The organism is Pseudoxanthomonas sp. J31 (assembly GCF_000510725.1).
GTDB lineage: Bacteria > Pseudomonadota > Gammaproteobacteria > Xanthomonadales > Xanthomonadaceae > Pseudoxanthomonas.
On the sequence record NZ_AZNZ01000001.1, the window covers coordinates 103,854 to 130,518 of the forward strand.

The window sequence follows — 26,665 nt, forward strand, 5'->3', positions numbered from 1 at the left end:
TCAGCGCGGCGCCGTGCGCAGGCGCCAGGCGCACAGCCACAGCCAGGACAGGTACAGCGCGACCACCGCTTTCTGCGAGGCCCCGCGCGGCAGCTCGCGCCACAACGCGTGCAGCCACAGCCCGGCGAAGGCCAGCAGCGCCAGCAGCAGCGCCGCCAGGGCCCGTCCGCGCCAGTGCGGATCGCGGTGCAGCGCAGCGGACTGCAGCAGCATGCCGCTGCCGACCAGCAGGAACGCGGCCATCGCCGCGATGCGGTGGACCAGCGCCTCCAGGTCGTCCACCGGGTACCCGGGTGCCGGTCCCGGCCAGGCGGCGGTGGCCGCCAGCGCCAGCGCGCCGCCGCACAGCAGCACGGGCACCAGCGCGTAGCGCGCCCGCGGCTCCAGCGTGCGCCGCAGTTCCAGCGCCAGCAGCACGATGCCCAGGGCCAGGCCGTAGTACCCCGCGCGCAGCCACGCGCTCCAGGCACCGGACAGGTACAGGCTCAGCGGCGCCAGCCAGGGGTCGTATTCCGGGCGCAGCGCCTGCACCGCCACCGCGGCCAGCAGGAAGTGGGCGAGGCTGCCCAGCACCAGAGTGCTGGCCACGGACCTGGGGTCGGGGGCAGGCACGCGCATGCCGGCAGTGTCGCAAAGGCGCGGGGCTGGCGCAGGCGGCGGCCCGGACGAGTCCGCCAACAGGGTGCCTGTTCCGAGATATGGGGTTGCCATGATCCTGGTACCCCACTATCTTGTGTCGGGTCGGTACCCGCGCCGCGGCGCGGGTTTAAAAGGGAAGTCCGGTGGGCCGCAAGGCGAATCCGGCACTGCCCCGCAGCGGTAACCGGAAACGAACCCGCACCAACGCACTGGGCCAGGGCCTGGGAAGCGGCGGAAGTAGGCGGAGGGAAACCTCCACGTCCGGAAGTCCGAAGACCTGCCGACAGCCGCGCCAAGCACACCGCGCGGTGCCGGTCACGGAATCCCCGGAGGGGGGAAGACTGGCGAAGCAGGGGCCGCCGCAGCCGCGCTGCGTCGCGGCCGTTGCGACGCTGCCTTCGCATCCTCCGCATCCGCACCGGATCCGCGTTCCCCGAGGGAGGGACGCGGGGTGCATCACGCCACGGAGGATGCGCATGACATCCCAGGACACCCCCTCGCCGGTCGCCGGCGCGGCCCCGGCCACCGCGGCCATGGCCGCCGCCGGCCACGCGCTTGCCGACGCCCCGGTTCCCACCCCGCCCGCCGCGCGCGCTGCCGCACCGGCCCCGCCGCCGGCAGCCACCACCTGGATCACCAAGGAGGCCGGCAACCGCCGCCTGCCATTCGACCCGGCGCGCCTGGAGCGCAGCATCGATGCCATCCACGCCGAGTTCCCGCAGCTTGAGATCGACGGCTACAAGCGCGCGGTACTGGGCTTCGTCGCGCGCAAGCAAGCGCTGTCGGCCGACGACCTGGTCGACCACCTGATCCGCGAGGCGGAGGCGCGCGTGGACCTGGCCGCGCCGGAATGGGAGTACTTCGCCGCGCGCCTGTACCTGCGCCGCCTGTACAAGCGCGCCAGCCGCAACCGCTTCTACGACGTGGCACGGAAGTACGGTTCCTATGTCGGCCTGCAGGAGAGCCTGGCCGACCGCGGCATCTATTCCAACGACATCCTGCGCGCCTATTCCAAGGAGGAGCTGGAGGAGGCCGGCCGCCTGCTCGACCCGGAGCGGGACAAGCTGTTCACCTACAACGGCCTGTACCTGCTGGCGACCCGCTACCTGGCCACCGACGCGGCGCGCAACGTCTACGAGCTGCCGCAGGAGCGCTGGCTGACCATCGCGCTGTACCTGATGCAGGACGAAAAGCCCCGTGAGCGACGCATGCAGCTGGTGGGCGAGGCGTACTGGGCGCTGTCCAACCTGTACATGACGGTGGCCACCCCGACCCTGCAGAACGCGGGCAAGGTCGGCGGCCAGCTGTCCAGCTGCTTCATCGACACCGTCGACGACAGCCTGCAGGGCATCTACGACTCCAACACCGACATCGCCCGCGTGTCCAAGGGCGGCGGCGGCGTGGGCGCGTACCTGGGCTACGTGCGCGCCGCCGGCGCGCCGATCCGCGGCGTGCCCAACTCCTCCGGCGGCGTGGTGCCGTGGATCAAGCAGCTCAACAACACCGCCGTATCGGTGGACCAGCTGGGCCAGCGCAAGGGCGCGGTGGCGGTGTACCTGGACATCTGGCACCGCGACATCGAGGCCTTCCTCGACCTGCGCCTCAACAACGGCGACCAGCGCCTGCGCGCGCACGACGTGTTCACCGCGGTGTGCATCCCGGACCTGTTCATGGAGGCGGTGGAGCGGCGCGGCGACTGGTACCTGTTCGACCCGCACGAGGTGAAGCAGGCCAAGGGCTGGTACCTGCAGGACTTCTACGACGAAAAGCGCGGCGAGGGCAGCTTCCGCAGCAAGTACCAGGAGCTGGTCGAGGACGGGCGCATCGGCCGCAGGACGGTCCGCGCGATCGACCTGTTCAAGCGGATCATGGTCTCGCAGCTGGAGACCGGGAACCCGTTCATGTTCTACCGCGACGAGGTCAACCGGAAGAACCCGAACAAGCACTGCGGCATGGTGTATTCGTCCAACCTGTGCACCGAGATCCTGCAGAACCAGAGCCCGACCCGGATGATCCAGGAGGTCGTCTCCGGCGACCAGATCGTGACCACGAAGCAGGCTGGCGACTTCGTGGTCTGCAACTTGTCCTCGATCAACCTGGGCCGCGCGGTGGTCCAGGCCGAGGGCCAGGGCGACCTGATCAGCGACGTGCTCGAGCGCCTGGTACCGATCCAGGTGCGCATGCTCGACAACGTCATCGACCTCAACCAGCTGCCGGTGCCGCAGGCGACCATCACCAACCGCAAGTACCGCGCGATCGGCCTGGGCACCTTCGGCTGGCACCACCTGCTTGCACTCAAGGGCATCCACTGGGATTCGAAGGAGGCCGAGGACTACAGCGACGCGCTGTACGAGCGGATCAACCGCCTGGCGATCCAGGCCAGCATGGAGCTGGCGAAGGAAAAGGGCACCTACCCGGCCTTCCCCGGCAGCGACTGGCACACCGGCGCCTACTTCCGCGAACGCGGCTACAACTCGCCCGAGTGGCTGGACCTGGCCGCTCAGGTGGCGGTCAACGGCCTGCGCAACGGCTGGCTGCTGGCGGTGGCGCCGAACATGTCCACCGCGCAGATCGCCGGCTCCAGCGCCTCGATCGACCCGGTCTACTCGGCGTTCTACTACGAGGAAAAGAAGGACTACCGGCGCCCGGTAGCCGCACCCGGCCTGTCGCTGGAAACCTGGCCCTACTACGAGAAGGGCGCGTGGAAGGTGGACCAGTTCGCCTCGGTGCGGCAGAACGCGCGCCGCCAACGCCACGTGGACCAGGCAATCAGCTTCAACCTCTACGTACCTTCCTCGATCCGCGCTTCGGTGCTGCTGGAGCTGCACCTGGAGGCTTGGCGGCAGGGGCTGAAGACGACGTACTACGTGCGCTCGAACGATATCGACGTGGCCGAGTGCGAGTGGTGCAGTAGCTGACCGCGCGTTCGCCCTTGTCAGCTTCCACGGTTCGCGCTGCGAACCGCGGGCCCCGCTCATCAGCCTCCACACCCTTGCGCCTTCGGCGCGCCCCCCTGACTCAGGGGGGCTTTCCTCCAGAATGCTGGTTGCGGTCGGCAACCAGCAGAGAGAGAGAGAACGACCATGAATACTGTTGCCGCACCGCGTACTGCCACCCGGCTGGACCGCATCCGCATCCTCGAGCCGCGCCATCCCAACCGTTCGACCGGGATCATCAACGGGACCACCTCGGGCATCCTCAACTGGAACGACATCCCCTACCCGTCGTTCTACCGCGCCTACAAGGAGCTCTCGACCAACTTCTGGATCCCGGACGAGGTCGACATGAAGGGCGACGCGCGCCAGTACGGCGAGCTGTCGGCGCGCGAGAAGAACGCCTTCGACTCGATCATCGGCCTGCTGGCCACCCTGGACTCGCCGCAGACCCGCTTCATCTACAACGTGGCCGAGTACATCACCGATCCGGCGGCGCACGCCAACGCGGCGATCATCGGCCAGCAGGAAGTGATCCACAACGAGAGCTACAGCTACGTGCTGGCCTCGATCACCGATCTGGCCAACCAGAACCGGGTGTTCGAGATCGCGCGCACCCACCCGACCATCCTGCGCCGCAACGCACCGATCATGGTCGCATACGAGGACTTCATGCGCGAGAAGACCGCCGAGACCCTGCTGCGCGCGCTGATCCAGTCCTCGATCCTGGAAGGCATCAACTTCTATTCCGGCTTCGCCTACTTCTACAACCTGGTGCGGCAGAACCGGATGGCCGGCACAGGCAAGATCATCAGCTTCATCAACCGCGACGAGCTGGCGCACACCAAGTTCATCAGCGAGGTGATCCGCGCCATCGTCGGCGAGAACCCGGAACTGCAGACCGACGAGCTGACCGACTACGTGCACCTGGCCTTCCGCCACGCCATCGAGCTGGAGACGCAATGGACCGGCGAAGTGCTGGACGGGATCGACGGCATCGACGTGGACGAGATGATCCGCTACGTGAAGTACCGCGCGAACAAGATGGCCGGGATGCTGGGAATCGAGTCGCTGTACACGGAGACCACCGACAACGTCATGCCCTGGATCCGCGCCTACGCCGACAACTTCACCCAGACCAAGACCGACTTCTTCGAGATGCGTAATGCCTCGTACAAGAAGACCAACGCGGACAACGGATTCGATGAGCTATGAGCCACGTGACTCGTGATTGGTCATTCGTGATCGGAAAGAGCAAAGCTGCTTCGGCGCCAATCACGGGACCCGGACATTGACCTCGAACCCTCGCCTTTATCGAATCACCAATCACGGCCTTCATGCGCCTCCTGATCGCCTACGCATCCCTCAGCGGCAACACCCGCGACCTCGCACGGCAGGTGCGTGGGCACTGCGAGGCGCATGGCCACGCCGTGACCTGGCTGGAGGCGGGATTGCACGCGCTGGCCGACGCGGGCGATCCGCGCCATGACCTCTACCTGCTGGGCAGCTGGACCGACAACGGCGGGCGCACGCCGGCGGAGATGAAGCAGTTCATCGCCGACCTGGTCGCGGCCGTGGGCAAGCCGGCCAACGTGGCCGTGTTTGGCACCGGCGAGACCCAGTGGGGCGAGGAGTACTACTGCGGCGCGGTGCGGCGCATCGCCCGCTTCTTCGATTCACCCTTCCCGCGCCTGGAAATCGAGCAGATGCCGCATGGGCAGCGCGATGCGCTGGCCATCGCCCGCTGGACCGACCAGGTGCTGGCCGCCACCGGAGCCGCTGCCCATGCAGATCCTGCACGCCGCCTCGCCTGAGGCCCATGCCGCCGCGCTGGCGGCCCATCCCCGCCTGCTGGTGGACTACTGGAAGGACGCCTGCCCGGGCTGCACCATGCTCGATCTTGCGCTGCGCAGGTTCGCCACCGAGCCGGCCGCGCAGGGCCTGGTGCTGCTGAAGGTGAAGCTGGAGGAGGTTGGCGAGGACTTCTTCCGCGGCCTGGGCCTGCGCCAGACCCCGACCCTGGCGCTGTTCCGCGATGGGGTGGAGACGGCGCGGCTGCCGGGCTTCCAAGGCCCCGCGCAGCTGGCCGCGGCGGTCGCGGCGTACCTGTAGCCGTCGCCTCACGCGCGCCTTTCCCGGGATCGGCGATGATCGGGCCGGGCCAACAGGGAGAACGCCGCCATGTCCGAAGCCGTCCCCGCCGAAGCGCGCCCCACCGAGGCGCGCCTGATGAACATGGTCTTCCCCGACCACACCAACCACCTGGGCACGCTGTTCGGCGGCCAGGCGCTGGCGTGGATGGACATGGCCTCCTTCATCGTCGCCTCGCGCTACGCGCGTACCACGGTGGTGACCGCGCGCTCGGAGCAGGTGGACTTCAACCAGCCGATCCACAAGGGCGACCTGGTGGAGGTGATCGCGCGCCTGGTGAAGGTGGGCCGCAGCTCGATGAACGTCGAGGTCGAGGTGATCACCGAGAACCTGCTCAGCGGCGAGCGCAAGCTGTGCACCCGCGGGCAGTTCGTGATGATCGCGCTGGATCCGCTGGGCCGGCCGACGCCGGTACCCAAGCTGCCGGCGGGCGCCGCGGCCGACTAGGCCACCCCGGGATCGATCCCGGGATGGCGCTGTTGCCAGGCGGCCAGCGCCTGGCGGTACTCGTCCAGGGCTTCGGCGTAGAGGTCGTACACGCAGATCGGGCAGCCGCTCTCGCAGCATTCGGACGGCAGCGGCTTTTCCGGGGGCTGCGGCGGTGGATCGTCCGCCGGGAAAACAGGGTCGGGTGGCATCGCGAAAGCGTAGCCGATCACCGTGCCGCGCAGGCAGCCGACCCGGCTGCGCCGCGGACGCCTGTTATTCAGATTTTCGCCACCGATAGTGTGACGAGCTCGGCACTCCCGGCGGCGAAAGACCCTGTGCAACCGCCCGGGCGGCGCTGCGCCGGGCCAAGGGATCGCTACCAATCCGCAGAGGCCGTCGATCGTATTGAGGATCTTCATCAGGCCTGCTCAATCGCCGTGCAGCGGGCGCCGATAGATGGGCACACCCGGAACCGCCCGCGCGGCTCCGGGCATCCCCCGACCAGGCGCCCCGGGCGGCTCCGCCGTCCTCCAGCCGCAACAACCTCCCCCCGAGGCAGTCATGAACGAGTTCCTCCAACGCTTTACCGTCGGCAAGCGAATGTTCGCCGGCTTTGGCTTCCTGCTGGTGCTGATGGCCGCGATCGCCGTGGTTTCGGCGACCTCGCTGTCCACGCTGGAAAAGCACCTGGAAACCATCGCCGTCGAACGGGTTACCAAGACCGCGCTGGCGAACACGCTGTACGACAGCGCCAACCTGCTCAACATCAACATGCAGGCCATGATCCTGGCCGAGAGCGAGGAGGAGCGCCTGGCTGCGCAGCAGCGGATCCAGGAAACGCGCGCGAACTTCGTCGCCACCTACCAGAAGCTGGAAGCGATGCCGGCGCGCGAGGAAGGCAAGCGTCTCCTGGCGGCCATCAACAAGGCCCGCGTGGACGCGGCGCCGCTGAACGACCATGTCGCCAAACTGGCGCTGGAAGGCAACATCGCCGAGGCCACCACCTATCTCAACGGCGAGGCAGGCGCCGGCCTGAAGACCTGGCGCGAGGCGGTCAACGCCTATGTCGAGCGCGAAGCCCGCCAGATGAAGGCGGCGCACGAGGAGGCCGTGGTGGCCACCAGCCGCGCGCGCACCACGCTGTTCGCGGTCCTGGGCATCGCAATCGTCTTCGGGGTGTTTCTGGCGGTGGTGTTCACCCGCAGCCTGACCGGCCCGCTGGGCCTGGCCGCCGCGGCCGCCCGCGACCTGGCTGCAGGCAGGATGGATGGCGCCCGCCTGGTCGGCGGTGCCGATGAGGTCGGCGACGTCCTGCGCGCCGTGCAGGCCACCCGCGAGTCGGTCCAGACCGTGATCGAAGCGACGAAGGAGATGGGCCGCCAGCACGACCTCGGCGCGATCTCCGCGCGCCTGGATCCCAGCGTGGTCCAGGGCGACTACAGCAGCCTGATGGAGGTCGTGAACGCGGTCGTCAACGAGCACGTCCAGGCCGCGCTCACGGCCGGGCGCCTGGCCGGCGCCTACGCCCGCGGCGACCTGCACGACGACTTCCCGCGCGTGCCGGGCGAGAAGGCCGTGCTGATGGAGGCGATGGACGGGGTGAAGGCCAACCTGCTGGCGCTCAGCGAGGAGATCGGCAACCTCAGCACCGCCGCCGTGCATGGCGACTTCAGCCAGCGCGGCGACGAATCCCGCTTCGAGTTCGGCTTCCGCGACATGGTCGCCAACCTCAACCGGCTGATGCACACCTCCGACACCAGCCTGCAGTCGCTGGCCCAGGTGCTGCAGGCGGTGGCCGACGGCGACCTGACCGTGCGCATGGACGGCGACTACGAGGGCGTGTTCGCGCAGATGCGCGATGCGGCCAACACCACGGTGCAGAACCTGACCAGCATCGTCGGCCGCATCCAGGAGGCTTCCGGCAGCATCAACACCGCCGCCGCCGAGATCTCCCAGGGCAACGCCGACCTGGCGCGCCGCACCGAGCAGCAGGCCGCCAACCTGGAGGAAACCGCCGCCTCGATGGAGGAGCTGACCTCCACCGTCAAGCAGAACGCCGAGCATGCGCGCCAGGCCAACCAGCTGGCGATCGGCGCGGCCGACGTCGCCTCGCAGGGCGGCGCGGTGGTCGGCGAGGTGGTGCAGACCATGACCGCCATCGAGGATTCCTCGAAGAAGATCGCCGACATCATCTCGGTGATCGACGGCATCGCCTTCCAGACCAACATCCTGGCGCTCAATGCCGCGGTGGAAGCGGCGCGCGCCGGCGAGCAGGGCCGCGGCTTCGCCGTGGTCGCCTCCGAGGTGCGCACCCTGGCCCAGCGTTCGGCCGGCGCGGCCAAGGAGATCAAGCAGCTGATCGACGATTCGGTGGGCAAGGTCGCCAATGGTTCGGCGCTGGTGCAGAAGGCCGGCACCACCATGGGCGAGATCGTGGCCAGCGTGCACCGGGTGACCGACATCATGTCCGAGATCTCGGCCGCCTCGCAGGAGCAGACCGCGGGCATCGAGCAGGTCAGCCAGACCGTGGTGCAGATGGACGAGACCACCCAGCAGAACGCCGCGCTGGTGGAGGAGGCTTCCGCCGCGGCGCGCTCGATGGCCGAGCAGGCCGGGCAGCTGGTGGAGGCCGTGGCGGTGTTCCGTCTGGCCGATGGCCTGGGCCAGTCCGCGCTGCGCGCGCCGGCGCACAGGCGCCCGGCGGTGGCAGCGGCCCGGCCAGCGCCTGCGGCGCGCCCGCGCGCGGCCGCGGCGGCGCCGGTGGCGGCGGCGACCGCCGACGACGGCGAGTGGCAGGAGTTCTGATCCCCCGCGTTCCGGAAGGCCGTCCCCCGCGGCCTTCCAGGCAGGAAGACGCCGGCTTCGCGCCGGCGTTTTCCTTTGTGGCGCGGCCTCAGCCGAGGGCGATCCCGGCCGCTTCCAGCGCGCTGCGGGTCGGCGCGTCGCCGTCCGGGGCCACCGGCCGGGTCAGCTCCCACAGGAAGCGGACGCGGAAGCCGGCGGCTGCCGCGTCCTGCGCGGTCCACAGCACGCAGTAGTCGCGCGCCAGGCCGCATACGTGCACCTCGTCGATGCCGCGTTCGCGCAGCCAGCCGGCCAGGCCGGTGGCCGGGCGGCTGCCGCCGGGGCCATGGTTCTCGCGGAACGCACTGTAGGAATCCACCTGCGGCCGGGTGCCCTTGCGCAGCACCAGGTCGGCCGCGCTCCAGTCCACCCGCGGGTCCAGCGCGGCGCCGGGCGTGCCCTGCACGCAGTGGTCCGGCCACAGGGTCTGTGGCTGGCCGTGCAGTTCGACCTGCTCGAACGCTTGGCGACCGGGATGGGCGCTGGCGAAGGAAGCGTGCCCGCGCGGGTGCCAGTCCTGGGTGGCGACCACGGTGCGGTAGCTGCGCGAGCGCAGCAGCGCATCGATGGCCGGGACGATGGCATCGCCCTCGTGGCAGGGCAGGGCGCCGCCGGGCATGAAGTCCGGCTGCAGGTCGACGACGATCAGGGCGGTGGTGTCGGGATGCATCACGGGGAACCGGGCCTGCCGCGGCATGCGGCGGGCCTGCAATGATGCCGCGGATGCCCCGCGCGGGGCATCCGCCCGCGCGCGGCCTCAGGCGATCGAGGCGCGGTAGATCGACTCGATCGAGGCATCGAGGGCCTGGTTGAACTCCTCGTCGCACTGCTGCGCGCCCAGGCCCTCGGTCAGGGCGCGGCTGAAGCTGGCGATCACGCCCGGGTTGCGGGCGAGCCTGGCGTTGGCCTCCTCGCGGCTGTAGCCGCCGGACAGGGCCACGACCTTCAGCACCGACGGATGCGCGACCAGCTCGGCGAAATAGCCGTCGATGCTGGGCAGGGTCAGCTTGAGCATCACCGGGGTGGCGGCGTCGATCGTGTCCAGGCGCTGCAGCAGGCCGCGCTTGAGCTCGGCCTCGATCGCCTCCTTGTCGGCGGCCTTGATGTCCACCTCCGGCTCGACGATCGGCACCAGCCCGGCGGCCAGTACCTTGCGCGCCAGCTCGAACTGCTGGTCCAGCACCGCGGCGATGCCGGCGGGGTTGTTGGCCTTGATCACGGAGCGCTCCTTGGTGCCGAACACGCCCTTGGCCTTGGCCCGCGCCAGCAGCTCTTCAAGCCCGGGGATCGGCTTCATCAGCTGCACGCCGCCGTCCTCGGCCTCCAGGCCCTTGTCGATCTTCAGGAACGGCACCACCTGCTTGCGCTCCCACAGGAAGCGCGCCGCCTCCTCGCCGGCGAAGCGGTCGTCCAGGGTGCGCTCGAACAGGATGGCACCGAGGATGCGCCTGCCGTCGAAGGCCGGGCTGGTGACGATGCGCTCGCGCATGCGGTGCACCAGGGCGAACATCTCGGCTTCGTTGGCGTAGGCCGACTCGTCGATGCCGTACAGCTTCAACGCCTTGGGCGTACTGCCGCCGCTCTGGTCGAGCGCGGCGATGAAACCCTGGCCTGAAGCAATGCGGTCACGCTGTTCGCGGTTGATGGTCACGGCTGTTCCCTTGGCTAGGTTCGGGGGCCGACGATCTTAGCCGCCGGCCCGTAAGCGCGACGTGCCGCCGGCGCCAGACAACGCTGTCAGCGCGGCGCCTGCACACCGACATGTGGGCGATCTCGTGCAACATGTCCGCCCGCGCCAAGCCTTCCGCCGCCGTCCCCGATGTCCGTCCAGGCCGCCACCGCCCCACCCCCCGCCGCCGCGGCACAGGCCGCGCTGGCCGCGTTCCTCGCCCGCCACCGCCGCCTGTTCGTGCTCACCGGCGCCGGGATCAGCACCGGTTCCGGCATCCCCGACTACCGCGACGCCGACGGCGCCTGGAAGCGCACGCCGCCGATCACCCTGCAGGCCTTCACCGGCGACGGCCACACCCGCCGCCGTTACTGGGCTCGTAGCCTGGCCGGCTGGGCGCCGTTCGCCGCGGCCCGGCCCAATGCCGCCCACCACGCCCTGGCGGAACTGCAGCGCAAGGGCCGGGTCGCCCGGCTGCTGACCCAGAACGTGGACGGCCTGCACCAGCGCGCCGGCAGCACCGGGGTGATCGACCTGCACGGGCGCCTGGACCACGTGGCGTGCCTGGGTTGCGGCCTGCGCCTGCCGCGCGCCGGCTTCCAGCAGCAGCTGCTGGCGTGCAATCCCGGCTGGGACGCGCACCTGGCCGCGGTGGCGCCGGACGGCGACGCCGACCTGGAAGGCGTGGACTTCGCCGCCTTCCAGGTGCCGGACTGCCCGGCCTGCGGCGGCATGCTCAAGCCGGACGTGGTGTTCTTCGGCGAGAGCGTGCCCCGCGCCCGGGTCGAGGAGGCCACCGCCGCCTTGCACGACAGCGACGCGCTGCTGGTGGTCGGCTCCTCGCTGATGGTCTGGTCCGGCTTCCGCTTCGCGCGGATGGCGGCCGAGGCCGGCATCCCCCTGGCCATCCTCAACCGCGGCCGCACCCGCGCCGACGGGCTGGAGGCGGCCAGGCTGGAAGCCGACTGCGCCCGGGTCCTGCCGGAGCTGGTCGCCGCGTTGTGAGGCGGCGGTGCGGATCGCGCGACGCTGCGATCCGGCCACGGCCTTGCAGCGCCACCGCGGTGGGGCTGCAATGCGGGGCCCACCGGTAACCGCCTCGCCATGAGCCAGCTGTTCACCCCGCTCCACCTCGGTCCCCTGCAACTGCGCAACCGCATCGTGGTCGCGCCCATGTGCCAGTACTCGGCGCACGACGGCGTGGCCTCGGACTGGCACCACATCCACCTCGGCAACCTGGCCCTGTCTGGCGCCGGCCTGCTGATCCTGGAAGCGACCGCGGTGCAGGCCAACGGCCGCATCACCCATGCCGACCTGGGCCTGTGGAACGACGACCAGGAGGCGGCGCTGGCCGCGCTGCTGGCCTCGCTGCGGCGCTGGTCGCCGATGCCGCTGGGCATCCAGCTGGCGCATGCCGGACGCAAGGCCTCCACCGCGCGGCCGTGGGAGGGCGGCGGCCCGATCGCCGCCGGCGAGCCGGGCGGCTGGACCACGGTGGCCCCTTCCGCCCTGCCGTATGCCGGAGACCACCCCCTGCCGCAGGCGCTGGACGCGGCCGGCATCGATGCCCTGGTCGAGGCCTTCGTGGCCTCGGCGTGCCGCGCCGCGCGCCTCGGCCTGGACTTGGTCGAGCTGCACGCCGCGCACGGCTACCTGCTGCACCAGTTCCTGTCGCCGCTGAGCAACCACCGCGACGACGCCTACGGCGGCAGCCTGGAGAACCGCATGCGCCTTCCGCTGCGGGTGTTCGATGCAGTGCGCGCGGCACTGCCGGAGCAGGTGGCGCTGGGCATGCGCATCTCCGCCAGCGACTGGGTCGAGGGCGGCTGGGACCTGGAGCAGAGCATCGTCCTGGCGCGGGAACTGGACGCGCGCCGCTGCCACTTCATCCACGTCTCCAGCGGCGGCCTGGATCCGCGCCAGCAGATCGCCGTGGGACCGGGCTACCAGGTGCCGTTCGCCGCGGCGATCCGCGGCCAGGTGCGCATGCCGGTGATCGCGGTGGGCCTGATCACCGAAGCGCGCCAGGCCGAGGCCATCGTCGCCGGCGGCCAGGCCGATGCCGTGGCCCTGGCCCGCGGCATGCTCTACGACCCGCGCTGGCCCTGGCATGCCGCCGCCGAGCTGGGGGCGAAGGTGCACGCACCGCCGCAGTACCTGCGCTGCGAGCCGCACGGGGCGCGCGGCCTGTTCGGCTGAGGCGGCGGTAACAGCTGCAACCGCCGCGCGCGCCGGCCGTGGCTCGCATACCATGGCCGGCCTATGCGCCACGACTACATCCTCGCCCTCTCCTGCCCGGACCGTACCGGCATCGTCTACCGCGTTTCCGGCCTGCTGTTCGGCCAGGGCTGCAACATCCTCGACGCCCAGCAGTTCGGCGACGAGGAGACCGGCCGCTTCTTCCTGCGCGTGCACTTCGACCTGCCCGCGCCGGAGGCGTACCCGGCGCTGATCGAGCGCTTCGGCCACCTGGCGGCGGAATTCGGCATGGACTGGCAGGTGCACGACGCGCGCCGCCGCGCGCGGTTGCTGGTGCTGGTCAGCAAGCAGGGCCACTGCCTCAACGACCTGCTGTTCCGCGCCCACAGCGGCCAGCTCAACGTGGACATCGCCGCGGTGGTCTCCAACCACCCCGACTTCGCCGCGTTGTCGGCCTCCTACGGGGTGCCGTTCCACCACCTGCCGGTGGACAACGGGAACCGCCCGCGGCAGGAGCAGGCGATCCTGGACCTGGTCGAGCGCGAACGGGTCGACCTGGTGGTGCTGGCGCGCTACATGCAGATCCTCTCGCCGCGCATGTGCGAGGCGCTGGCCGGGCGCGCGATCAACATCCACCACAGCTTCCTGCCCAGCTTCAAGGGCGCCCAGCCCTACCACCAGGCGCACGCGCGCGGGGTCAAGATCATCGGCGCCACCGCGCACTACGTGACCCCGGACCTGGACGAGGGCCCGATCATCGAGCAGGACGTGGCCCGGGTGGACCACGCCATGACCCCGCGCGACCTGATCCGCGTCGGCAGCGACATCGAATCGCAGGTGCTGGCACGTGCGGTGCGCCGCCACGTCGAGCACCGCATCCTGCTCAACGGCCACAAGACCGTCGTCTTCCGCTGAAGCGCAGCCTTCATGGCGCCGGCAGGGGCGCCGTTCCGTGCGGGCGTCGCCGGCATGCACCGCAGCTATTCCGTGGGCCATCCCGTACGCATGCGTGCGTACCGGGCGCGCCTGCGCGGGCGCCACCGGACGCCTGCGGATTGTCGCAGTGCAGCAGCAAGCTCCTGATCCAAAAGCGGTTTCCGGACCAGAAAAAATATTCACACAGCCGTGAGTGAGTGTTGACAGCGCCGTTTCCGCCTTGCAGTATCCGGGCACGCTTTCGTGCTTAACCGGCAATCCTTGGGAGGGGATCCGCATGGCAAGTCGTCTGGTCGCGTCCGCATACGTGGCAACGTTGCTCGCTTTACCTGTTTCCGCCCTGGCGCAGGCCACCGGCCAGGCGCTGGAATCGCGGTCCCAGCCTGGCGGCGCCCAGGAACTGGACGCCATCGTGGTCACCGCGACCCGCCGCAGCGAGAAGCTGCAGGACGTGCCGCTGAGCGTGACCGTGCTCGGCCAGGAACAGCTCGATGCCAAGGGCATCGTCGGCTACGAGGGCCTGGCCCATGAAACCCCGGGCGTGGTGCTCAACCGCCCCAGTGCGAACTTCAACAACTTCACCGCGCGCGGCATCGCCACCAACGGCTACAACGCCAACCTGCAGAGCACGGTGGCGATCTACATCGACGAACTGCCGATCTCGGCCAATGGCAACTCGACCGTGCTCGACCCGAGCCTGTACGACGTCGAGCGCATCGAGTTCCTGCGCGGCCCGCAGGGCACGCTGTTCGGCTCCGGCTCGCTGGCCGGCGCGCTGCGCATCCTGACCCACGCGCCCGACCCCAACGCCTTCGACGCCTCGTTCCTGGCCGACGTCGGCGTCACCGGTTCCAGCTCGCTGCGCCAGCGCTACAACGCGATGGTCAACATCCCGCTGGCGCAGGACACCATGGCCCTGCGCGTGGTCGGCTTCTCGCGCAACGAGGACGGCTACATCGACAACCTCGGCACCGGCGTCAAGGACGCCAACGTGCTCAAGGCCTGGGGCGGCCGCGCCACCCTGCTGTGGGAGCCGACCGACCGCTTCTCCGCGCAGGTGCGCCTGTCGCGCGAGGAGAGCACGCCGGAGGATTCCTCGCTGACCAACCCCGACCTCGGCCGGGACAAGCGCTACTCCGACCGTCCCGACATGTTCAACGGGACGATGGACAACTACAACCTGACCCTGGACTACCAGTTCGACGGCGCCCACCTGACCAGCTCCTCGACCTGGTCGGACTACGACGCGGCGTTCAACGTGGACCTGGCCGGCACCTACGGCCAGGCCTTCGCGTTCGCCCTGGACGCGCCGTTCAACAGCAAGACCTTCGTCCAGGAAGTGCGCCTGGTGTCCGACACCGGTGGCCGGTTCGAGTGGGTGCTCGGCGGCTTCCACTTCAAGCGCGACCGCGACGTCTACTTCGGCTACCGCTCCAACGAGGAATTCCTGCAGCGCAGCGGCATCACCGGCCTGCCGGACGAGTACTACCTGCGCTTCCTCAGCACCGACGTGTCAAAGGAGCAGGCGCTGTTCGGCCAGCTGACCTACCACTTCAACGACGACTTCTGGGCCACCCTGGGCCTGCGCTACGGCAGCACCCAGGCCCAGGCCTTCACCGCCGCCGGCGGCTACAACAGCGACTACCTCACCCAGGCCTACCTGTACGCCTTCTTCGGCATCCCCGGCGGCCCGGTCACGATCACCCCGGTCGAGGCCGCCACCGGCGCGAAGGCCAAGGAAACCGGCCCGTCGTACCGGCTCAGCGCTTCCTGGCGCCCGGTGCCGTCGGTCACCACCTACGCTGCGGTCGCCACCGGCTTCCGCGCGCCGGTGGTCAATGCCCGCGCCGGATCGGTCAGCACCATCGACCCGGACGACCTGGTCATCCCCTACGGCGCCGACTCGGACAAGCTCATCAACTACGAGCTGGGCATGAAGGGCAGCTGGCTCGACGGCCGCCTGGCCGCCAACCTGGCGCTGTACTACGTCGACTGGAACGACATCCAGGTGCAGGCCAACCGCGTCTCCGACCAGGTCCAGTTCGCCACCAACATCGGCGGGGCCTACAGCCGTGGCCTGGAGTTCGAGCTGATGGCCATGCCGAACATGGACTGGACGATCGCACTGAACGGCTCGTTCAACCGCGCCCGGGTCGATGAACTGACCCCGCAGGAGGCCGCGATTTCCGGCACTGTCCTCGGCGCGCGCCTGGCCGCGCCGGAGTTCAGCGCCTCGCTGGTCACCAGCTACCGCTTCGACTTCATCCGCGGCTCGGAGGGCAATGCCTCGCTGGCGATCGTCCACGTCGGCGACTTCCCCGGACAGTTCCAGTACGTGCCCGGCCAGCCGGGCGTGGTCAGCCCGACCTTCGACTACACCGACGCGTACACCGTGGTGAACGCCAATGTCGCCGCCGCGTTCGACAAGTACACGGTGGGCCTGTACGTGGAGAACCTGTTCGACGACCGTTCGGTGACCTACGTGCATCCGGAGGCGTTCCTTGACGGCCGCTACGCGCTGGTGCGGCCGCGCACCGTCGGCGTGCGCGTGGGGTACCGGTTCTGATGGCCGCGCTTCCGGCCAGCCAGGCGATGCCCGGCGCGCAGCCCGCGCGACCGGGCGCGCGGGCATGGATCGTGCTGGCGATCCTGTGCCTGGTCTACGTGCTGAACTTCCTCGACAGGCAGCTGCTGTCGATCCTGGCCAAGCCCATCCAGGACGAACTGGGGGTCACCGACTCCCAGCTCGGCCTGATCGGCGGCCTGTACTTCGCGATGTTCTACTGCATCCTGGCGATCCCGGTCGGCTGGCTGGCCGACCGCACCAACCGGGTGCGGGTGCTGGCGTTCTCCTGCGCGTTGTGGAGCGCGGCCACCGCCGCCTGCGGCATGGCCTCCTCGTATCCGCAGCTGGCGCTGGCGCGGATGACCGTCGGCGTCGGCGAGGCCGGCGGCGTGCCGCCGTCGTACGCGATCATTTCCGACTATTTCCCGCCGGGCATGCGCGGCACCGCGCTGAGCCTGTTCAACCTCGGCCCGCCGATAGGCCAGGCCTTGGGCGTGGCCTTCGGCGCCTCGATCGCCGCGGCCTACTCCTGGCGCCTGGCGTTCATCTGGGTCGGCGTGGTCGGGGTGGTGACCGCGCTGGTGGTGTGGCTGGTGGTGCGCGAGCCGCGCAAGGGCGGGCTGGATGCCGCGCCCGGAGCGGTGGCTGCCGCCGCCGAGCCGGCTCCGCCGTTCTGGCGCACCTGCCGCGAGTACTTCGCCAACCCGGTGCTGCGCGGCATGGCCCTGGCCTGCGGCGCGACCCAGTTCATCACCTACGCCGTGCTCAACTTCACCGTGCTGTTCCTGATGCGCGAGAAGGGCATGGCGCTGGAGCAGGTGGCGGTGTGGTACGCGCTGGTGATCGGCACCGGCATCTGCGCCGGCATGTTCGCCTCGGGCCGCCTGATCGACCGTCTGTCACGGAAGTCGAAGACCGCCTACGCCTACCTGCCGGCCGCCGGCCTCGCCCTTGCGATGCCGCTGTTCGCCCTGTTCGTGTGGGCCGACCGCTGGCCGCTGGCGCTGGCCTTCCTGTTGCTGCCGACCGGACTGAACTACTTCTACCTGTCGCCGGCGGTGACCCTGGTGCAGGAGGAAGTGCGACCGAACCAGCGCGTGCTCTCCGGCGCGCTGCTGCTGCTGGTGATGAACCTGATCGGCCTGGGCCTCGGCCCGGCCTACCTGGGCATGGCCAGCGACTTCTTCCGTGCCAGCCACCCGGACAACTCGCTGCAGATGGCGTTCTACACCCTGATCCCGTTCTACCTGCTGGCGGTGGGCATGTTCCTGCGGCTGGCGCGCACCATCCGACTCCAGGCTTCGCAGGAGACCACCCCGTGACCCGATCCACCTTCCGCTCTCTGGTCGTGTCCGCGGTCCTGGGCTGTGCCGCGCTTCCGGGTGCGGCGTGGTCCCAGGGGCCGGTCGTCCACGCCCCCGTCGGCGCGCTCCGGGGCGAGGCGCTCGACGGCGGCATCCATGCCTTCCTTGGCATTCCCTACGCCGAGCCGCCGGTGAAGCAGCTGCGCTGGCGCGCGCCGGTGCCAGCCAAACCCTGGAAGGGCACCCGCGAGGCCACCCGCTTCGGCCCGGCCTGCGTGCAGCCGCCGCCGCGCCCCGGCAGCATCTACTCGCCAGGCGAGGCCCTGCCGACCAGCGAGGACTGCCTGTCGCTCAACATCTGGACGCCGGCCGAGGCGAAGGACGCGCCGGTGTTCGTGTGGATCCACGGCGGTTCGCTGGTCGCCGGCTCCAGCCGCGAGCCGATGTACGATGGCGCGCGCCTGGCCGCGCAGGGCATGGTGGTGGTGAGCATCAACTACCGCCTCGGCGTGCTTGGCTACCTGGCCCATCCGGACCTGAGCGCCGAGTCGGCAGACGGCGTGTCCGGCAACTACGGCCTGCTCGACCAGATCGAGGCGCTGCGCTGGGTCCAGCGCAACATTGCCGCGTTCGGCGGCGATCCGGGCAACGTCACCATCGCCGGCGAGTCGGCCGGCGCGCTGAGCGTGATGTACCTGATGGCCGCACCGCCGGCGCGCGGGCTGTTCCACAAGGCCATCGCCCAGAGTGCGTACATGATCACCACGCCGGCGCTGCGCGAGGCCGCGCATGGCATGCCCGCGGCCGAGGAGTCGGGCCTGGAGCTGGGCCGCAAGCTCGGCGTGCGCGGCCTGCCGCGGCTCCGTGCCATGGACCCGCAGGAGCTGACGGTGAAGGCGGCGATGTCCGGTTTCCTGCCGTTCGGCAACGTCGACGGCAAGGTCCTGCCGGCGCAGCTGGTGGAGGTGTTCGACCGCGGCGAGCAGGCGCCGGTGCCGATCCTGGCCGGCTTCAACGAGGGCGAGATCCGCTCGCTGCGCTTCCTGCTGCCGCCGAAGCCGGCCGATGCCGCGGCCTACGAGGCGGCGATCCGCGCCGCCTACGGCGACCTGGCCGAGGCGATGCTCGACCGTTATCCGGCGACCGATCTCGACGCGGCGATGCTCGCCACCACCCGCGACGCGATGTACGGCTGGACCGCCGAGCGGCTGGTGCGCAAGCAGGCCGAGCTGGGCCTGCCGTCGTACCTGTACTACTTCAACCACGGCTACCCGGCCGCCGACGAAGCCGGCCTGCACGCATTCCACGCCGCCGAGCTGCCGTACGTGTTCGCCAGGCACGACCGCACCCCGCCGCAGTGGCCGAAGGCACCGGACTCCGACGGCGAGCGGGCGCTGACCGCGGCGATGTCGGGCTACTGGGCCTCGTTCGCGCGCAGCGGGCAGCCGGTCGTCGCCGGCCAGCCGGCGTGGCAGCCCTATGGCCAGGCGCGCGCCTACATGGCCTTCGACGGCGCGCCGGTGCCGGGCGAAAAGCTGATGCCGGGCATGTACGAACTCGTGGAGCAGGTGGTGTGCCGCCGCCGCGCGCAGGGCGGCCAGCCCTGGCACTGGAACGTCGGCATCGCCGCGCCGCCGCTGCCCGCCGGAGTGCCTGGATGTCCGTGATCCATGGCCAGATGCAGGACTGGCCGCTGACCATCGACAGGTTCCTGGAGCATGGTGCCAAGTGGCACGCCGGGGTCGAGGTGGTCACCGCGGGCGAGGATGGAAGCACGGCGCGCGTCGGCTACGCGGACCTGCAGCGTCGCAGCCGCGAAGTCTCGGAACTGCTGGCCGGGATGGGCGTCGGTCGCGGCGACGTGGTCGCCACCCTGGCCTGGAACACCCAGTCGCACATGGAGACCTGGTACGCGGTGATGGGCATGGGCGCGGTCTGCCAGACGCTCAACCCGCGCGTGTCCGAGGCACACCTGGCGACGATGCTGGAACAGTCCGGCGCGCGCGTGCTGGTCGCCGCCGCCGACCTGGCGCCGCTGGCGCGGGCCATCGCCACGCGCGCCGGGTCGGTCGAACGGATCCTGTCGATCGATGGCACGGCCGTGGCGGACGATGCTGCGCCGGCGATCGAACCACTGGAGCGCCTGCTCGACGCGGGATCCGGTGCGCCGCGCAAGCCGGCCGGATGGGGCGGCTTCGACGAACGCCTGCCTTGCGGCCTGTGTTTCACCTCCGGCACCACCGGCGTGCCGAAGGGCGTGACCTACACCCATCGCGGCGTGTTCCTGCATACGCTTCGTGCACTGCAGGCCGACACCATGGCGCTGTCGCAGCGCGACAGCGTGCTGCTGGCCGTTCCTATGTTCCATGCAAACGCCTGGGGCGTGCCGTTCGCGGCGCCGGCGGTGGGCGCGAAGCTGGTGCTCCCGGGTCGCCATCTCGATGGCGCCCGCCTCGCCAGGCTGATCCGCGACGAGGACGTCACCGTGGCGATCGGCGTGGCCACCGTGTGGCTGGGCCTGGTCGACCATCTCGATGCGCACGGCGGCGAGGTGCCCTCGCTGAAGCGGATCCTCGTCGGCGGCGCGCCGATGGCACCGGCGCTGATGCAGCGCATCGAGCAGCGCCTGGGGGCGGTGGTGCAGACCAGCTGGGGCATGACCGAGCTGTCGCCCACCGGCACCGTCGCCCTGCCCGACGATCCCGGGCGCGCCCCGCACCTGTCCGGGCGCCCGGCGCTGGGCATCGACCTGCTGCTGACCGACGCCGACGGCGTACCGCTGCCGCAGCAGCGCGGCTGCGAGGGCCACCTGCGCGTGCGCGGGGCCAGCGTGGTCTACCGGTATTTCGGCCAGCTCGAACCGGCAGTGGACGCCGATGGCTGGTTCCCCACCGGCGACCTGGCGCGCATCGACGAGCATGGCAACCTGGTCATCACCGGTCGCGCCAAGGACCTGATCAAGTCCGGCGGGGAGTGGATCAACCCGGCCGAGATCGAGGAGATCGTCGGCCGGCTCCCGGGCGTGTCGTTGGCCGCGGTGATCGGGCGGGCGCACCCGAAGTGGGGCGAGCGCCCGGTGCTGCTGGTGGAGATGCGCGCCGACGCGGACACCACCGACAACGAGCTGCTGGACGCGCTGCGCGGCGCGGTGCCCTCGTGGTGGATGCCGGATGAGATCATCCGGGTGGAACGGATGCCTTTGGCAGCGACCGGCAAAATTGACAAAATGCGGCTGAGGGCCGAATTCGGCGGCGCACAATGGCGACGGGAGGCGTGATGTCTCCGGCCAGCGCATATGCCGGGCGGCATTGGAGGCTGCAGGGTGCCAAAGGCGACGACGTCCGGATCCCGGCGGGGTGGTGCGAAGAAGACCGGCACCACCCGGACCGCGCGCACCACCAAGGCGGCCCAGCGCGCGGAGATGACCGAACAGATCCTCGACGCGGCCGAACACCTGTTCTCCCGCGACGGGCTGTACGGCGTCACGCTGAAGGACGTGGCCGAGCGCGTGGGCGTGCACCACACCCTGGTCAACTATTACTTCAAGGACAAGCAGACGCTGTTCGACGCGGTGATCGCGCGTCGCGCCGGCGTCACCAGCAGCGCGCGCATGCAGGCGCTGGACGCCTACGAGGAAGCCTGCAAGGGCAAGCCCACGGTGGAAGGCGCGTTGCGCGCGTTCCTGGACACCGACCTGGACCTGTACAGCCAGGGCGGCGAGGCGTGGAAGAACTACGGTGCGCTCGGCGCGCTGATGTCCAACACCCGCCACGGCGGCGAGCTGATGGACCAGCACTTCGACCCGGTGGTGCTGCGCCTGATCGGCCTGCTCAAGCGCGCGCTGCCGGAAGCGGCCGAGGAGGACATCTTCTGGGGTTACCACTTCGTCACTGGCGCGCTGATGCTCACCCTGGCGCGCACGGGGCGCATCGACCGCCTCTCCGGCGGCCTGTGCCGCTCGGACGACTACGAAGCGGTGAAGGCGCGCATGGCGAAGTTCATGGCCGCCGGCTTCAAGACCATCTGCAAACCGCGGAACGGAACGCGTTCGAAACCCGGCTGAGCGCCGGTGCGCTCCCGTTCCGTGCCTCACGACAAACGGGAGTTCGATGATGCCACTGAAGGGAAGGACAGCGATCGTCACCGGTGCCGGCGGCGGCCTGGGTCGCCAGCATGCGCTCTACCTGGCGCGCAAGGGCGCGAAGGTCCTGGTCAACGACCTGGGCCTGGAGGCCGCCGAGGCGGTCGCCGCGGAGATCCGCGCGGCCGGCGGCGAGGCGATGGCGGTGGCAGCTTCGGTGACCGACGAAGCCGCGGTCGCGGCGATGGTGCAGCGCGCGCATGACGCATGGGGCCGCATCGACATCCTCATCAGCAACGCCGGCATCCTGCGCGACAAGAGCTTCGCCAAGATGGACCTGGACGACTTCCGCCTGGTGGTGGACGTGCACCTGATGGGCGCGGCGATCTGCTGCAAGGCGGTGTGGGAGGTGATGCGCGGGCAGAAATTCGGCCGCATCGTCCTGACCACCTCGTCCAGCGGCCTGTACGGCAACTTCGGCCAGGCCAACTACGGCGCGGCGAAGATGGCGCTGGTCGGGCTGATGCAGACGCTCGCCATCGAGGGCGCCAAGTACGGGATCAAGGCCAACTGCCTGGCGCCGACCGCGTACACGCGGATGATGGAAGGCATCCTGCCGCAGGAGCAGCTGGACGTGCTGGATCCGGCGCTGGTCAGCCCGGCGCTGCTGCCGCTGGTGGTCGACGACGCGCCGACCCGCGCGATCGTCTGCGCCGGTGCCGGGCATTTCGCCCGCGCCTACGTGACCCTGACCGAGGGCCGCCATCTCGGTGGTGGCGACGACGCCGGCGAGCGGCTGATGGCGTCGTGGGACGCGGTGTCCGATCCCGGCGGCCAGGTCGTGCCCGACTACGGCTTCACCCAGGCCGAGCGCGAGGTCGCCAGCGCGCTGCGCGCCAGGTCCGGCGTGCCCGCCTGAACCCGGGGGGATCGCCATGACCGATGTGTTCCTTGTCTCGGCCGTGCGCACGGCCATCGGCGCGTTCGGCGGCAGCCTGCGCGACGCGCCGCCGTCCGTGCTGGGCGCGGTGACCGCGCGCGAGGCGATCGCCCGCGCGGGTATCGATCCGTCCGCGATCGGCCACGCGGTATACGGGCAGGTGCTGCCCAGCGAGCCGGCCGATGCCTACCTGGCGCGGGTGGTCGCGGTGAACGCGGGCGTGCCGGTGGCGGCGCCGGCGTTCACGGTGAACCGGTTGTGCGGCTCGGGCCTGCAGGCAATCGTGTCGGCGGCCCAGTCGCTGCTGCTCGGCGACTGCGAGGTGGCGTTGGCCGGCGGCGCGGAGTCGATGAGCCGGGTGCCGTTCCACGTGCCCAGCCAGCGCTGGGGGCGCAAGCTCGGCGACGCGGTGATGGTGGACGCGCTCAACGAGGGCCTGAAGGACCCATTCGACAAGGTGCTGATGGGCATCACCGCGGAGAACGTGGCCGAGCGCCACGGCATCGACCGCGGGAGGCAGGACGCGCTGGCGCTGGAGAGCCACCGGCGCGCGGCGCGGGCGATCGCGGAGGGACGCTTCGAGGGCCAGATCGTGCCGGTGGAGGTGGGACGTCGAGGCAGGGAGACGGAGTTCCGCGTGGACGAGCATGTGCGCGCTGGCGTCACCGCCGGCGACCTGGCCGGCCTGCGGCCGGTGTTCAAGGCCGACGGCACGGTGACGGCTGGCAATGCCTCGGGCATCAACGATGGCGCGGCCTCGGTGGTGCTGGCCACGGGCGAGGCGGTGCAGCGGCACGGGCTGAAACCGCTGGCCCGGTTGGTCGCCTACGCGCACGCGGGCGTGGAGCCCATGTACATGGGCATGGGCCCGGTGCCGGCGACCCGCGCCGCGCTGGCGCGTGCAGGGCTGCAGGTCGGGGACCTCGACGTGGTCGAGTCCAACGAGGCCTTTGCCGCGCAGGCCTGCGCGGTCGCCGATGCGCTGGGCCTCGATCCGGAGAAGACCAATCCCAACGGCAGCGGCATCTCGCTCGGTCACCCGGTCGGTGCGACCGGCGCGATCATCACGGTGAAGCTGGTGCACGAGCTGCACCGCACCGGCGGCCGTTACGGCCTGGCGACGATGTGCATCGGCGGCGGCCAGGGCATCGCTGCGATCTTCGAGCGGGTCTAGGCGAGGGGAGGCCACATGCCGTCGCCACGCGACGGCATGCGGGGCAAGGCCGCAAACAGCGGCAGCAATACCCGCGCGCGACCGCGGCCCGTGGCGTGCGTTCGGGGCGTGGCTTCGTTCCTTTCCTCTCCCATCCCGGGGAGAGGGGGCTTCAGAACCCCACCCACTCCCGCAACGGATTGGTCGGATCCGCCAGCAGCCGCAACGCCAGCAGCAGCGACACCGTCACCAGCAGCGGCTTGATCACCTTCGCACCCTGGCGCATGGCGAAGCGCGAGCCCAGGCGTGCGCCCAGCACCTGGCCGGCGCCCATCACCAGGCCGACCTTCCACAGCACCGCGCCGGACCCAACGAACACCGCGAACGCGCCCAGGTTGGAGCCGAAGTTGAGGAACTTGGTGTGCGCGGTGGCCTTGAGGATGCCGAACCCGGCCAGGCCGACGAAGCCCAGCATCAGGAACGAACCGGTGCCCGGGCCGAACACCCCGTCGTAGAAGCCGATCACCGGCACGAAGGTGAGGGCGAAGGCCTTCTCGCTGATGCGTCGATGCCGCTCCACCGCGCCGACGTCCGGCTTGAGCCAGAAGTACAGGGCGATGCCGAACAGCAGCAGCGGCAGCACCGCGCGCAGCCAGCTCCCGGGGACCACCGTCGCAAGCAGCGCCCCGGCGACTGCGCCTGCGGCCGCGGTGAGCGCCATCGGCAGCTGCGCGCGCAGGTCGACGTGGCCATGGCGGGCATAGCTCCAGCTGGCCGTGCCGGCGCCGAACAGCGACTGCAGCTTGTTGGTACCCAGCGCCTGCAGCGGCGGGATGCCCGCCAGCAGCATCGCCGGGATGGTGACCATGCCGCCGCCGCCGGCGATGGAATCGATGAAGCCGGCCAGCAGGCCGGCGAGGAACAGCAGCAGCAACAGCTGCAGGGCAAGCTCGGGCATGGGACGCGGGGCCTCGGCGCGGATGGGCCGGCAGGGCGGGCATTGTAGGCGCTGCCTGGAGGGTGCCCGCGGCCGATGGTTACAGGTCGAAGCCCAGCAGCAGTGGGTCGTGGTCCGAGCTGCGCCACGGGCCGGGCTCGTTGCGCCCGGCGTAGCCGGCGTCGTCCGGCTCGTCGGCGTTGACGTGCCACTCGGCCGCCCCGCGCAGCGCCGGCGCCAGCGCCGGGCTCAGCAGGGCGTGGTCGAGGCGCCCGCTGAGGCCGTCGTACACGTAGCTGTACGGCCTTTCGACCCTGGCCGCGGCGAACGCGTCCACCCAGCCCTCGCCATGCAGCCAGTGCAGCGGATCTTCCATGGCATAGGCGTTGAAATCGCCCAGAAGCACGATGCGCCGGGCGCGGCTGCCGGCCGGCACGGTTTGCAGCCAGGCATGCAGGCGCCGCGCCGATTCGGTGCGCAGCGCGTTCCAGCAGCCCTGGCCGTCGCCCTGGTCGGCGTCGGCGCCGGTCGCTTCGCTGCAGCCCTTGGACTTGAAGTGGTTGGCGACCACGACCAGGTCGCGCTTGCCGCCCTTGCGCACGAAGGCCTGGGCCAGCGGCACCCGGCTGCGCGCGCCGAACGGGCCGCCTTCCAGCACCGCCGGGGCGCCGCGCGGCTCGACCCGGTCGGCGCGGTAGATCAGGCCGACGCGGATGCTGTCGCTGCCGGGGCCGCGGCCGGGGTCGACGAAGCGCCACTGCGCGCCACCGGCGTTGAGCGCGTCCACCAGCTGGGCGATGCTCGAGTCCGGCCCGTAGCCGTCGTTCTCCAGTTCCATCAGCGCGGCGATGTCCGGGTCCAGGCCGTGCACGGTGGCCACCAGCTTGGCCAGCTGCGCCTGCATCGCCGCGTGGGTCTTCGCCCCGCGCGGGGTGGGGAAGCCGCCGCCGCGGCCGTCGCCGTTGAACAGGTTCTCCAGGTTGAACGCCGCCACCTTGAGCGTGCCGGGCACGCGCGGCGGCTGCGGGCGCGGCGCCGCCTGCAGCTGCAGCGGACGCTCGACCTGGATCCGCCAGCTGCCGTGGCGGCGCTCGAGGATGCCTTCCACGCCGTGCACCACGCTGCCCACGCGCGGGGTGGTGGCACCGCCGAGGTACGCGATCGTGGCCGGGTTGCGCTGGCTGCTGCCATCGTCCAGCAGCAGCCGCTGGCGGGCGTTGGCCGCGGCCAGGCGGGCGTGCTCGGGGGTGCCAGGCAGGGCCAGCTCGCTGGGCTGCCACTGGCGTCCGGCGAAACTCACGGTCAGTTCGCCGTAGCGCTCCAGGGCGTGGGTACCGGTCACCGTCAGCGGCGCCTCGATGCGCACGCGCATGCCCTGCAGCGGTTCCCAGCGTTGCGGCAGCGCGGCCAGGCGCACCGGCTCCACCGGGATGGCGGCGCGGCAGGGGCCGATCCGCGCCGGCGCCAGCGCGCGCAGGCGGTCGGCACCGGCGCGCAGCTCCACCAGTTCGCCGCTGACCTGGCAATGCATGCCCGGGCCGAAGCCCGGCGGCACCTCCGCGTCGGCGTCGGCCTGGACCAGCAGCGCGTCGGGGGTGTCCGGGTCGCCGTCGCCGGCGTCCTGCAGGTAGAAGCCACCCAGCCCGGCGCGGAAATCGGCGCTGACCACGCCCTCGACCTGCACCGGGGCCGCCTCGGCCCCGCCGCGGTGCAGGCTGCTGATGGCGACCGTGGCCGGCGCCTCGGCCAGCGCCAGCGCGGGCGCGGCCAGCAGCAGCGGGGCGAGCAGGAAGCGGGCGTGGCGGCCCGGCATGGAACGGCGGTACTGCATGGGGATCCTTGGCCGCGGGGGCCGCAAACGAGGACGCCGCCCGGGGGCGGCGT

The 26,665-nt window shown here is 70.7% G+C and carries 22 protein-coding genes and 1 riboswitch; of the genes, 16 read left to right on the forward strand and 6 right to left on the reverse strand.

All coding sequences use genetic code 11. From position 1 onward, the window contains the following. Window positions 1–588, reverse strand: coding sequence for a DUF998 domain-containing protein (locus PSEJ31_RS0100470; protein WP_028914318.1), 588 nt, complete (start codon window positions 586–588; stop codon window positions 1–3). 137 nt (window positions 589–725) lie between these two features. Continuing rightward, window positions 726–939, forward strand: a riboswitch (cobalamin riboswitch). A gap of 176 nt (window positions 940–1,115) precedes the next feature. Here PSEJ31_RS0100470 and PSEJ31_RS0100475 point away from each other — a divergent pair. The 5 genes from PSEJ31_RS0100475 (at window position 1,116) to PSEJ31_RS0100495 (ending at window position 6,170) form a co-directional block, all read left to right on the forward strand. After that, window positions 1,116–3,557: a ribonucleoside-diphosphate reductase subunit alpha gene (locus PSEJ31_RS0100475; protein WP_028914319.1), complete on the forward strand. Its 2,442-nt coding sequence runs from the start codon at window positions 1,116–1,118 to the stop codon at window positions 3,555–3,557. 165 nt (window positions 3,558–3,722) lie between these two features. Continuing rightward, window positions 3,723–4,787, forward strand: coding sequence for a ribonucleotide-diphosphate reductase subunit beta (locus PSEJ31_RS0100480; protein WP_037034186.1), 1,065 nt, complete (start codon window positions 3,723–3,725; stop codon window positions 4,785–4,787). A gap of 122 nt (window positions 4,788–4,909) precedes the next feature. After that, window positions 4,910–5,386, forward strand: coding sequence for a flavodoxin (locus PSEJ31_RS0100485; RefSeq protein WP_019397436.1), 477 nt, complete (start codon window positions 4,910–4,912; stop codon window positions 5,384–5,386). Further along, on the forward strand, window positions 5,358–5,684 hold the full coding sequence (locus PSEJ31_RS0100490; protein ID WP_019397437.1) for a thioredoxin family protein: 327 nt from the start codon (window positions 5,358–5,360) through the stop codon (window positions 5,682–5,684). The genes PSEJ31_RS0100485 and PSEJ31_RS0100490 overlap by 29 nt, the downstream gene beginning before the upstream one ends. Before the next feature lie 69 nt (window positions 5,685–5,753). Further along, entirely contained in the window at window positions 5,754–6,170 is a 417-nt protein-coding gene (locus PSEJ31_RS0100495) for an acyl-CoA thioesterase (protein ID WP_019397438.1), read from the forward strand. On the opposite strand, the gene PSEJ31_RS0100500 is transcribed toward PSEJ31_RS0100495, so the two are convergent. Further along, window positions 6,167–6,361, reverse strand: coding sequence for an oxidoreductase-like domain-containing protein (locus tag PSEJ31_RS0100500; protein ID WP_028914321.1), 195 nt, complete (start codon window positions 6,359–6,361; stop codon window positions 6,167–6,169). The genes PSEJ31_RS0100495 and PSEJ31_RS0100500 overlap by 4 nt on opposite strands. A 352-nt stretch (window positions 6,362–6,713) precedes the next feature. Between PSEJ31_RS0100500 and PSEJ31_RS0100505 the strand changes: the two genes are divergently transcribed. Further along, window positions 6,714–8,957 (forward strand): methyl-accepting chemotaxis protein, encoded by a 2,244-nt coding sequence (locus PSEJ31_RS0100505; RefSeq protein WP_028914322.1) that lies wholly within the window; start codon window positions 6,714–6,716, stop codon window positions 8,955–8,957. Between the two features lie 88 nt (window positions 8,958–9,045). On the opposite strand, the gene pncA is transcribed toward PSEJ31_RS0100505, so the two are convergent. Next, on the reverse strand, window positions 9,046–9,666 hold the full coding sequence (gene pncA / locus PSEJ31_RS0100510; protein WP_026010678.1) for a bifunctional nicotinamidase/pyrazinamidase: 621 nt from the start codon (window positions 9,664–9,666) through the stop codon (window positions 9,046–9,048). Window positions 9,667–9,753: 87 nt separating this feature from the next. Beyond that, window positions 9,754–10,641, reverse strand: coding sequence for a fructose bisphosphate aldolase (locus tag PSEJ31_RS0100515; RefSeq protein WP_037034327.1), 888 nt, complete (start codon window positions 10,639–10,641; stop codon window positions 9,754–9,756). 174 nt (window positions 10,642–10,815) lie between these two features. Here PSEJ31_RS0100515 and PSEJ31_RS0100520 point away from each other — a divergent pair, with 174 nt between their 5' ends. The 10 genes from PSEJ31_RS0100520 (at window position 10,816) to bktB (ending at window position 23,865) form a co-directional block, all read left to right on the forward strand. Continuing rightward, entirely contained in the window at window positions 10,816–11,670 is an 855-nt protein-coding gene (locus PSEJ31_RS0100520; RefSeq protein ID WP_019399352.1) for an NAD-dependent protein deacetylase, read from the forward strand. Window positions 11,671–11,769: 99 nt separating this feature from the next. Further along, window positions 11,770–12,864, forward strand: coding sequence for an NADH:flavin oxidoreductase/NADH oxidase (locus tag PSEJ31_RS0100525; protein ID WP_028914324.1), 1,095 nt, complete (start codon window positions 11,770–11,772; stop codon window positions 12,862–12,864). A gap of 63 nt (window positions 12,865–12,927) precedes the next feature. Beyond that, window positions 12,928–13,779 carry a formyltetrahydrofolate deformylase gene (gene purU / locus PSEJ31_RS0100530; protein ID WP_028914325.1) on the forward strand — a complete coding sequence of 284 codons (852 nt, stop codon included), beginning with the start codon at window positions 12,928–12,930 and terminating at the stop codon, window positions 13,777–13,779. Between the two features lie 298 nt (window positions 13,780–14,077). Beyond that, a complete protein-coding gene (locus tag PSEJ31_RS0100535) occupies window positions 14,078–16,366 on the forward strand; it encodes a TonB-dependent receptor (protein ID WP_026010675.1) in 2,289 nt (762 codons plus the stop codon). Further along, on the forward strand, window positions 16,366–17,688 hold the full coding sequence (locus tag PSEJ31_RS0100540; protein WP_028914326.1) for an MFS transporter: 1,323 nt from the start codon (window positions 16,366–16,368) through the stop codon (window positions 17,686–17,688). Before PSEJ31_RS0100535 ends, PSEJ31_RS0100540 begins: the two co-directional genes overlap by 1 nt. After that, window positions 17,685–19,337 carry a carboxylesterase family protein gene (locus PSEJ31_RS0100545; protein ID WP_232210956.1) on the forward strand — a complete coding sequence of 551 codons (1,653 nt, stop codon included), beginning with the start codon at window positions 17,685–17,687 and terminating at the stop codon, window positions 19,335–19,337. The genes PSEJ31_RS0100540 and PSEJ31_RS0100545 overlap by 4 nt, the downstream gene beginning before the upstream one ends. Continuing rightward, on the forward strand, window positions 19,328–20,947 hold the full coding sequence (locus PSEJ31_RS0100550; RefSeq protein ID WP_028914328.1) for an AMP-binding protein: 1,620 nt from the start codon (window positions 19,328–19,330) through the stop codon (window positions 20,945–20,947). The genes PSEJ31_RS0100545 and PSEJ31_RS0100550 overlap by 10 nt, the downstream gene beginning before the upstream one ends. A 144-nt stretch (window positions 20,948–21,091) precedes the next feature. Continuing rightward, window positions 21,092–21,733 carry a TetR/AcrR family transcriptional regulator gene (locus tag PSEJ31_RS0100555; RefSeq protein WP_037034191.1) on the forward strand — a complete coding sequence of 214 codons (642 nt, stop codon included), beginning with the start codon at window positions 21,092–21,094 and terminating at the stop codon, window positions 21,731–21,733. A gap of 49 nt (window positions 21,734–21,782) precedes the next feature. Beyond that, complete coding sequence (locus PSEJ31_RS0100560) at window positions 21,783–22,670, forward strand: SDR family NAD(P)-dependent oxidoreductase (RefSeq protein ID WP_028914330.1); 888 nt, start codon at window positions 21,783–21,785, stop codon at window positions 22,668–22,670. Window positions 22,671–22,686: 16 nt separating this feature from the next. Further along, window positions 22,687–23,865: a beta-ketothiolase BktB gene (gene bktB, locus PSEJ31_RS0100565; protein WP_028914331.1), complete on the forward strand. Its 1,179-nt coding sequence runs from the start codon at window positions 22,687–22,689 to the stop codon at window positions 23,863–23,865. A 151-nt stretch (window positions 23,866–24,016) separates the two neighbouring features. Here the strand turns inward: bktB and PSEJ31_RS0100570 are convergent, their stop codons facing one another. After that, on the reverse strand, window positions 24,017–24,802 hold the full coding sequence (locus PSEJ31_RS0100570) for a TSUP family transporter (RefSeq protein ID WP_028914332.1): 786 nt from the start codon (window positions 24,800–24,802) through the stop codon (window positions 24,017–24,019). 79 nt (window positions 24,803–24,881) lie between these two features. Further along, window positions 24,882–26,612: an ExeM/NucH family extracellular endonuclease gene (locus tag PSEJ31_RS0100575; protein WP_051403590.1), complete on the reverse strand. Its 1,731-nt coding sequence runs from the start codon at window positions 26,610–26,612 to the stop codon at window positions 24,882–24,884. Between the last annotated feature and the right edge of the window lie 53 nt (window positions 26,613–26,665).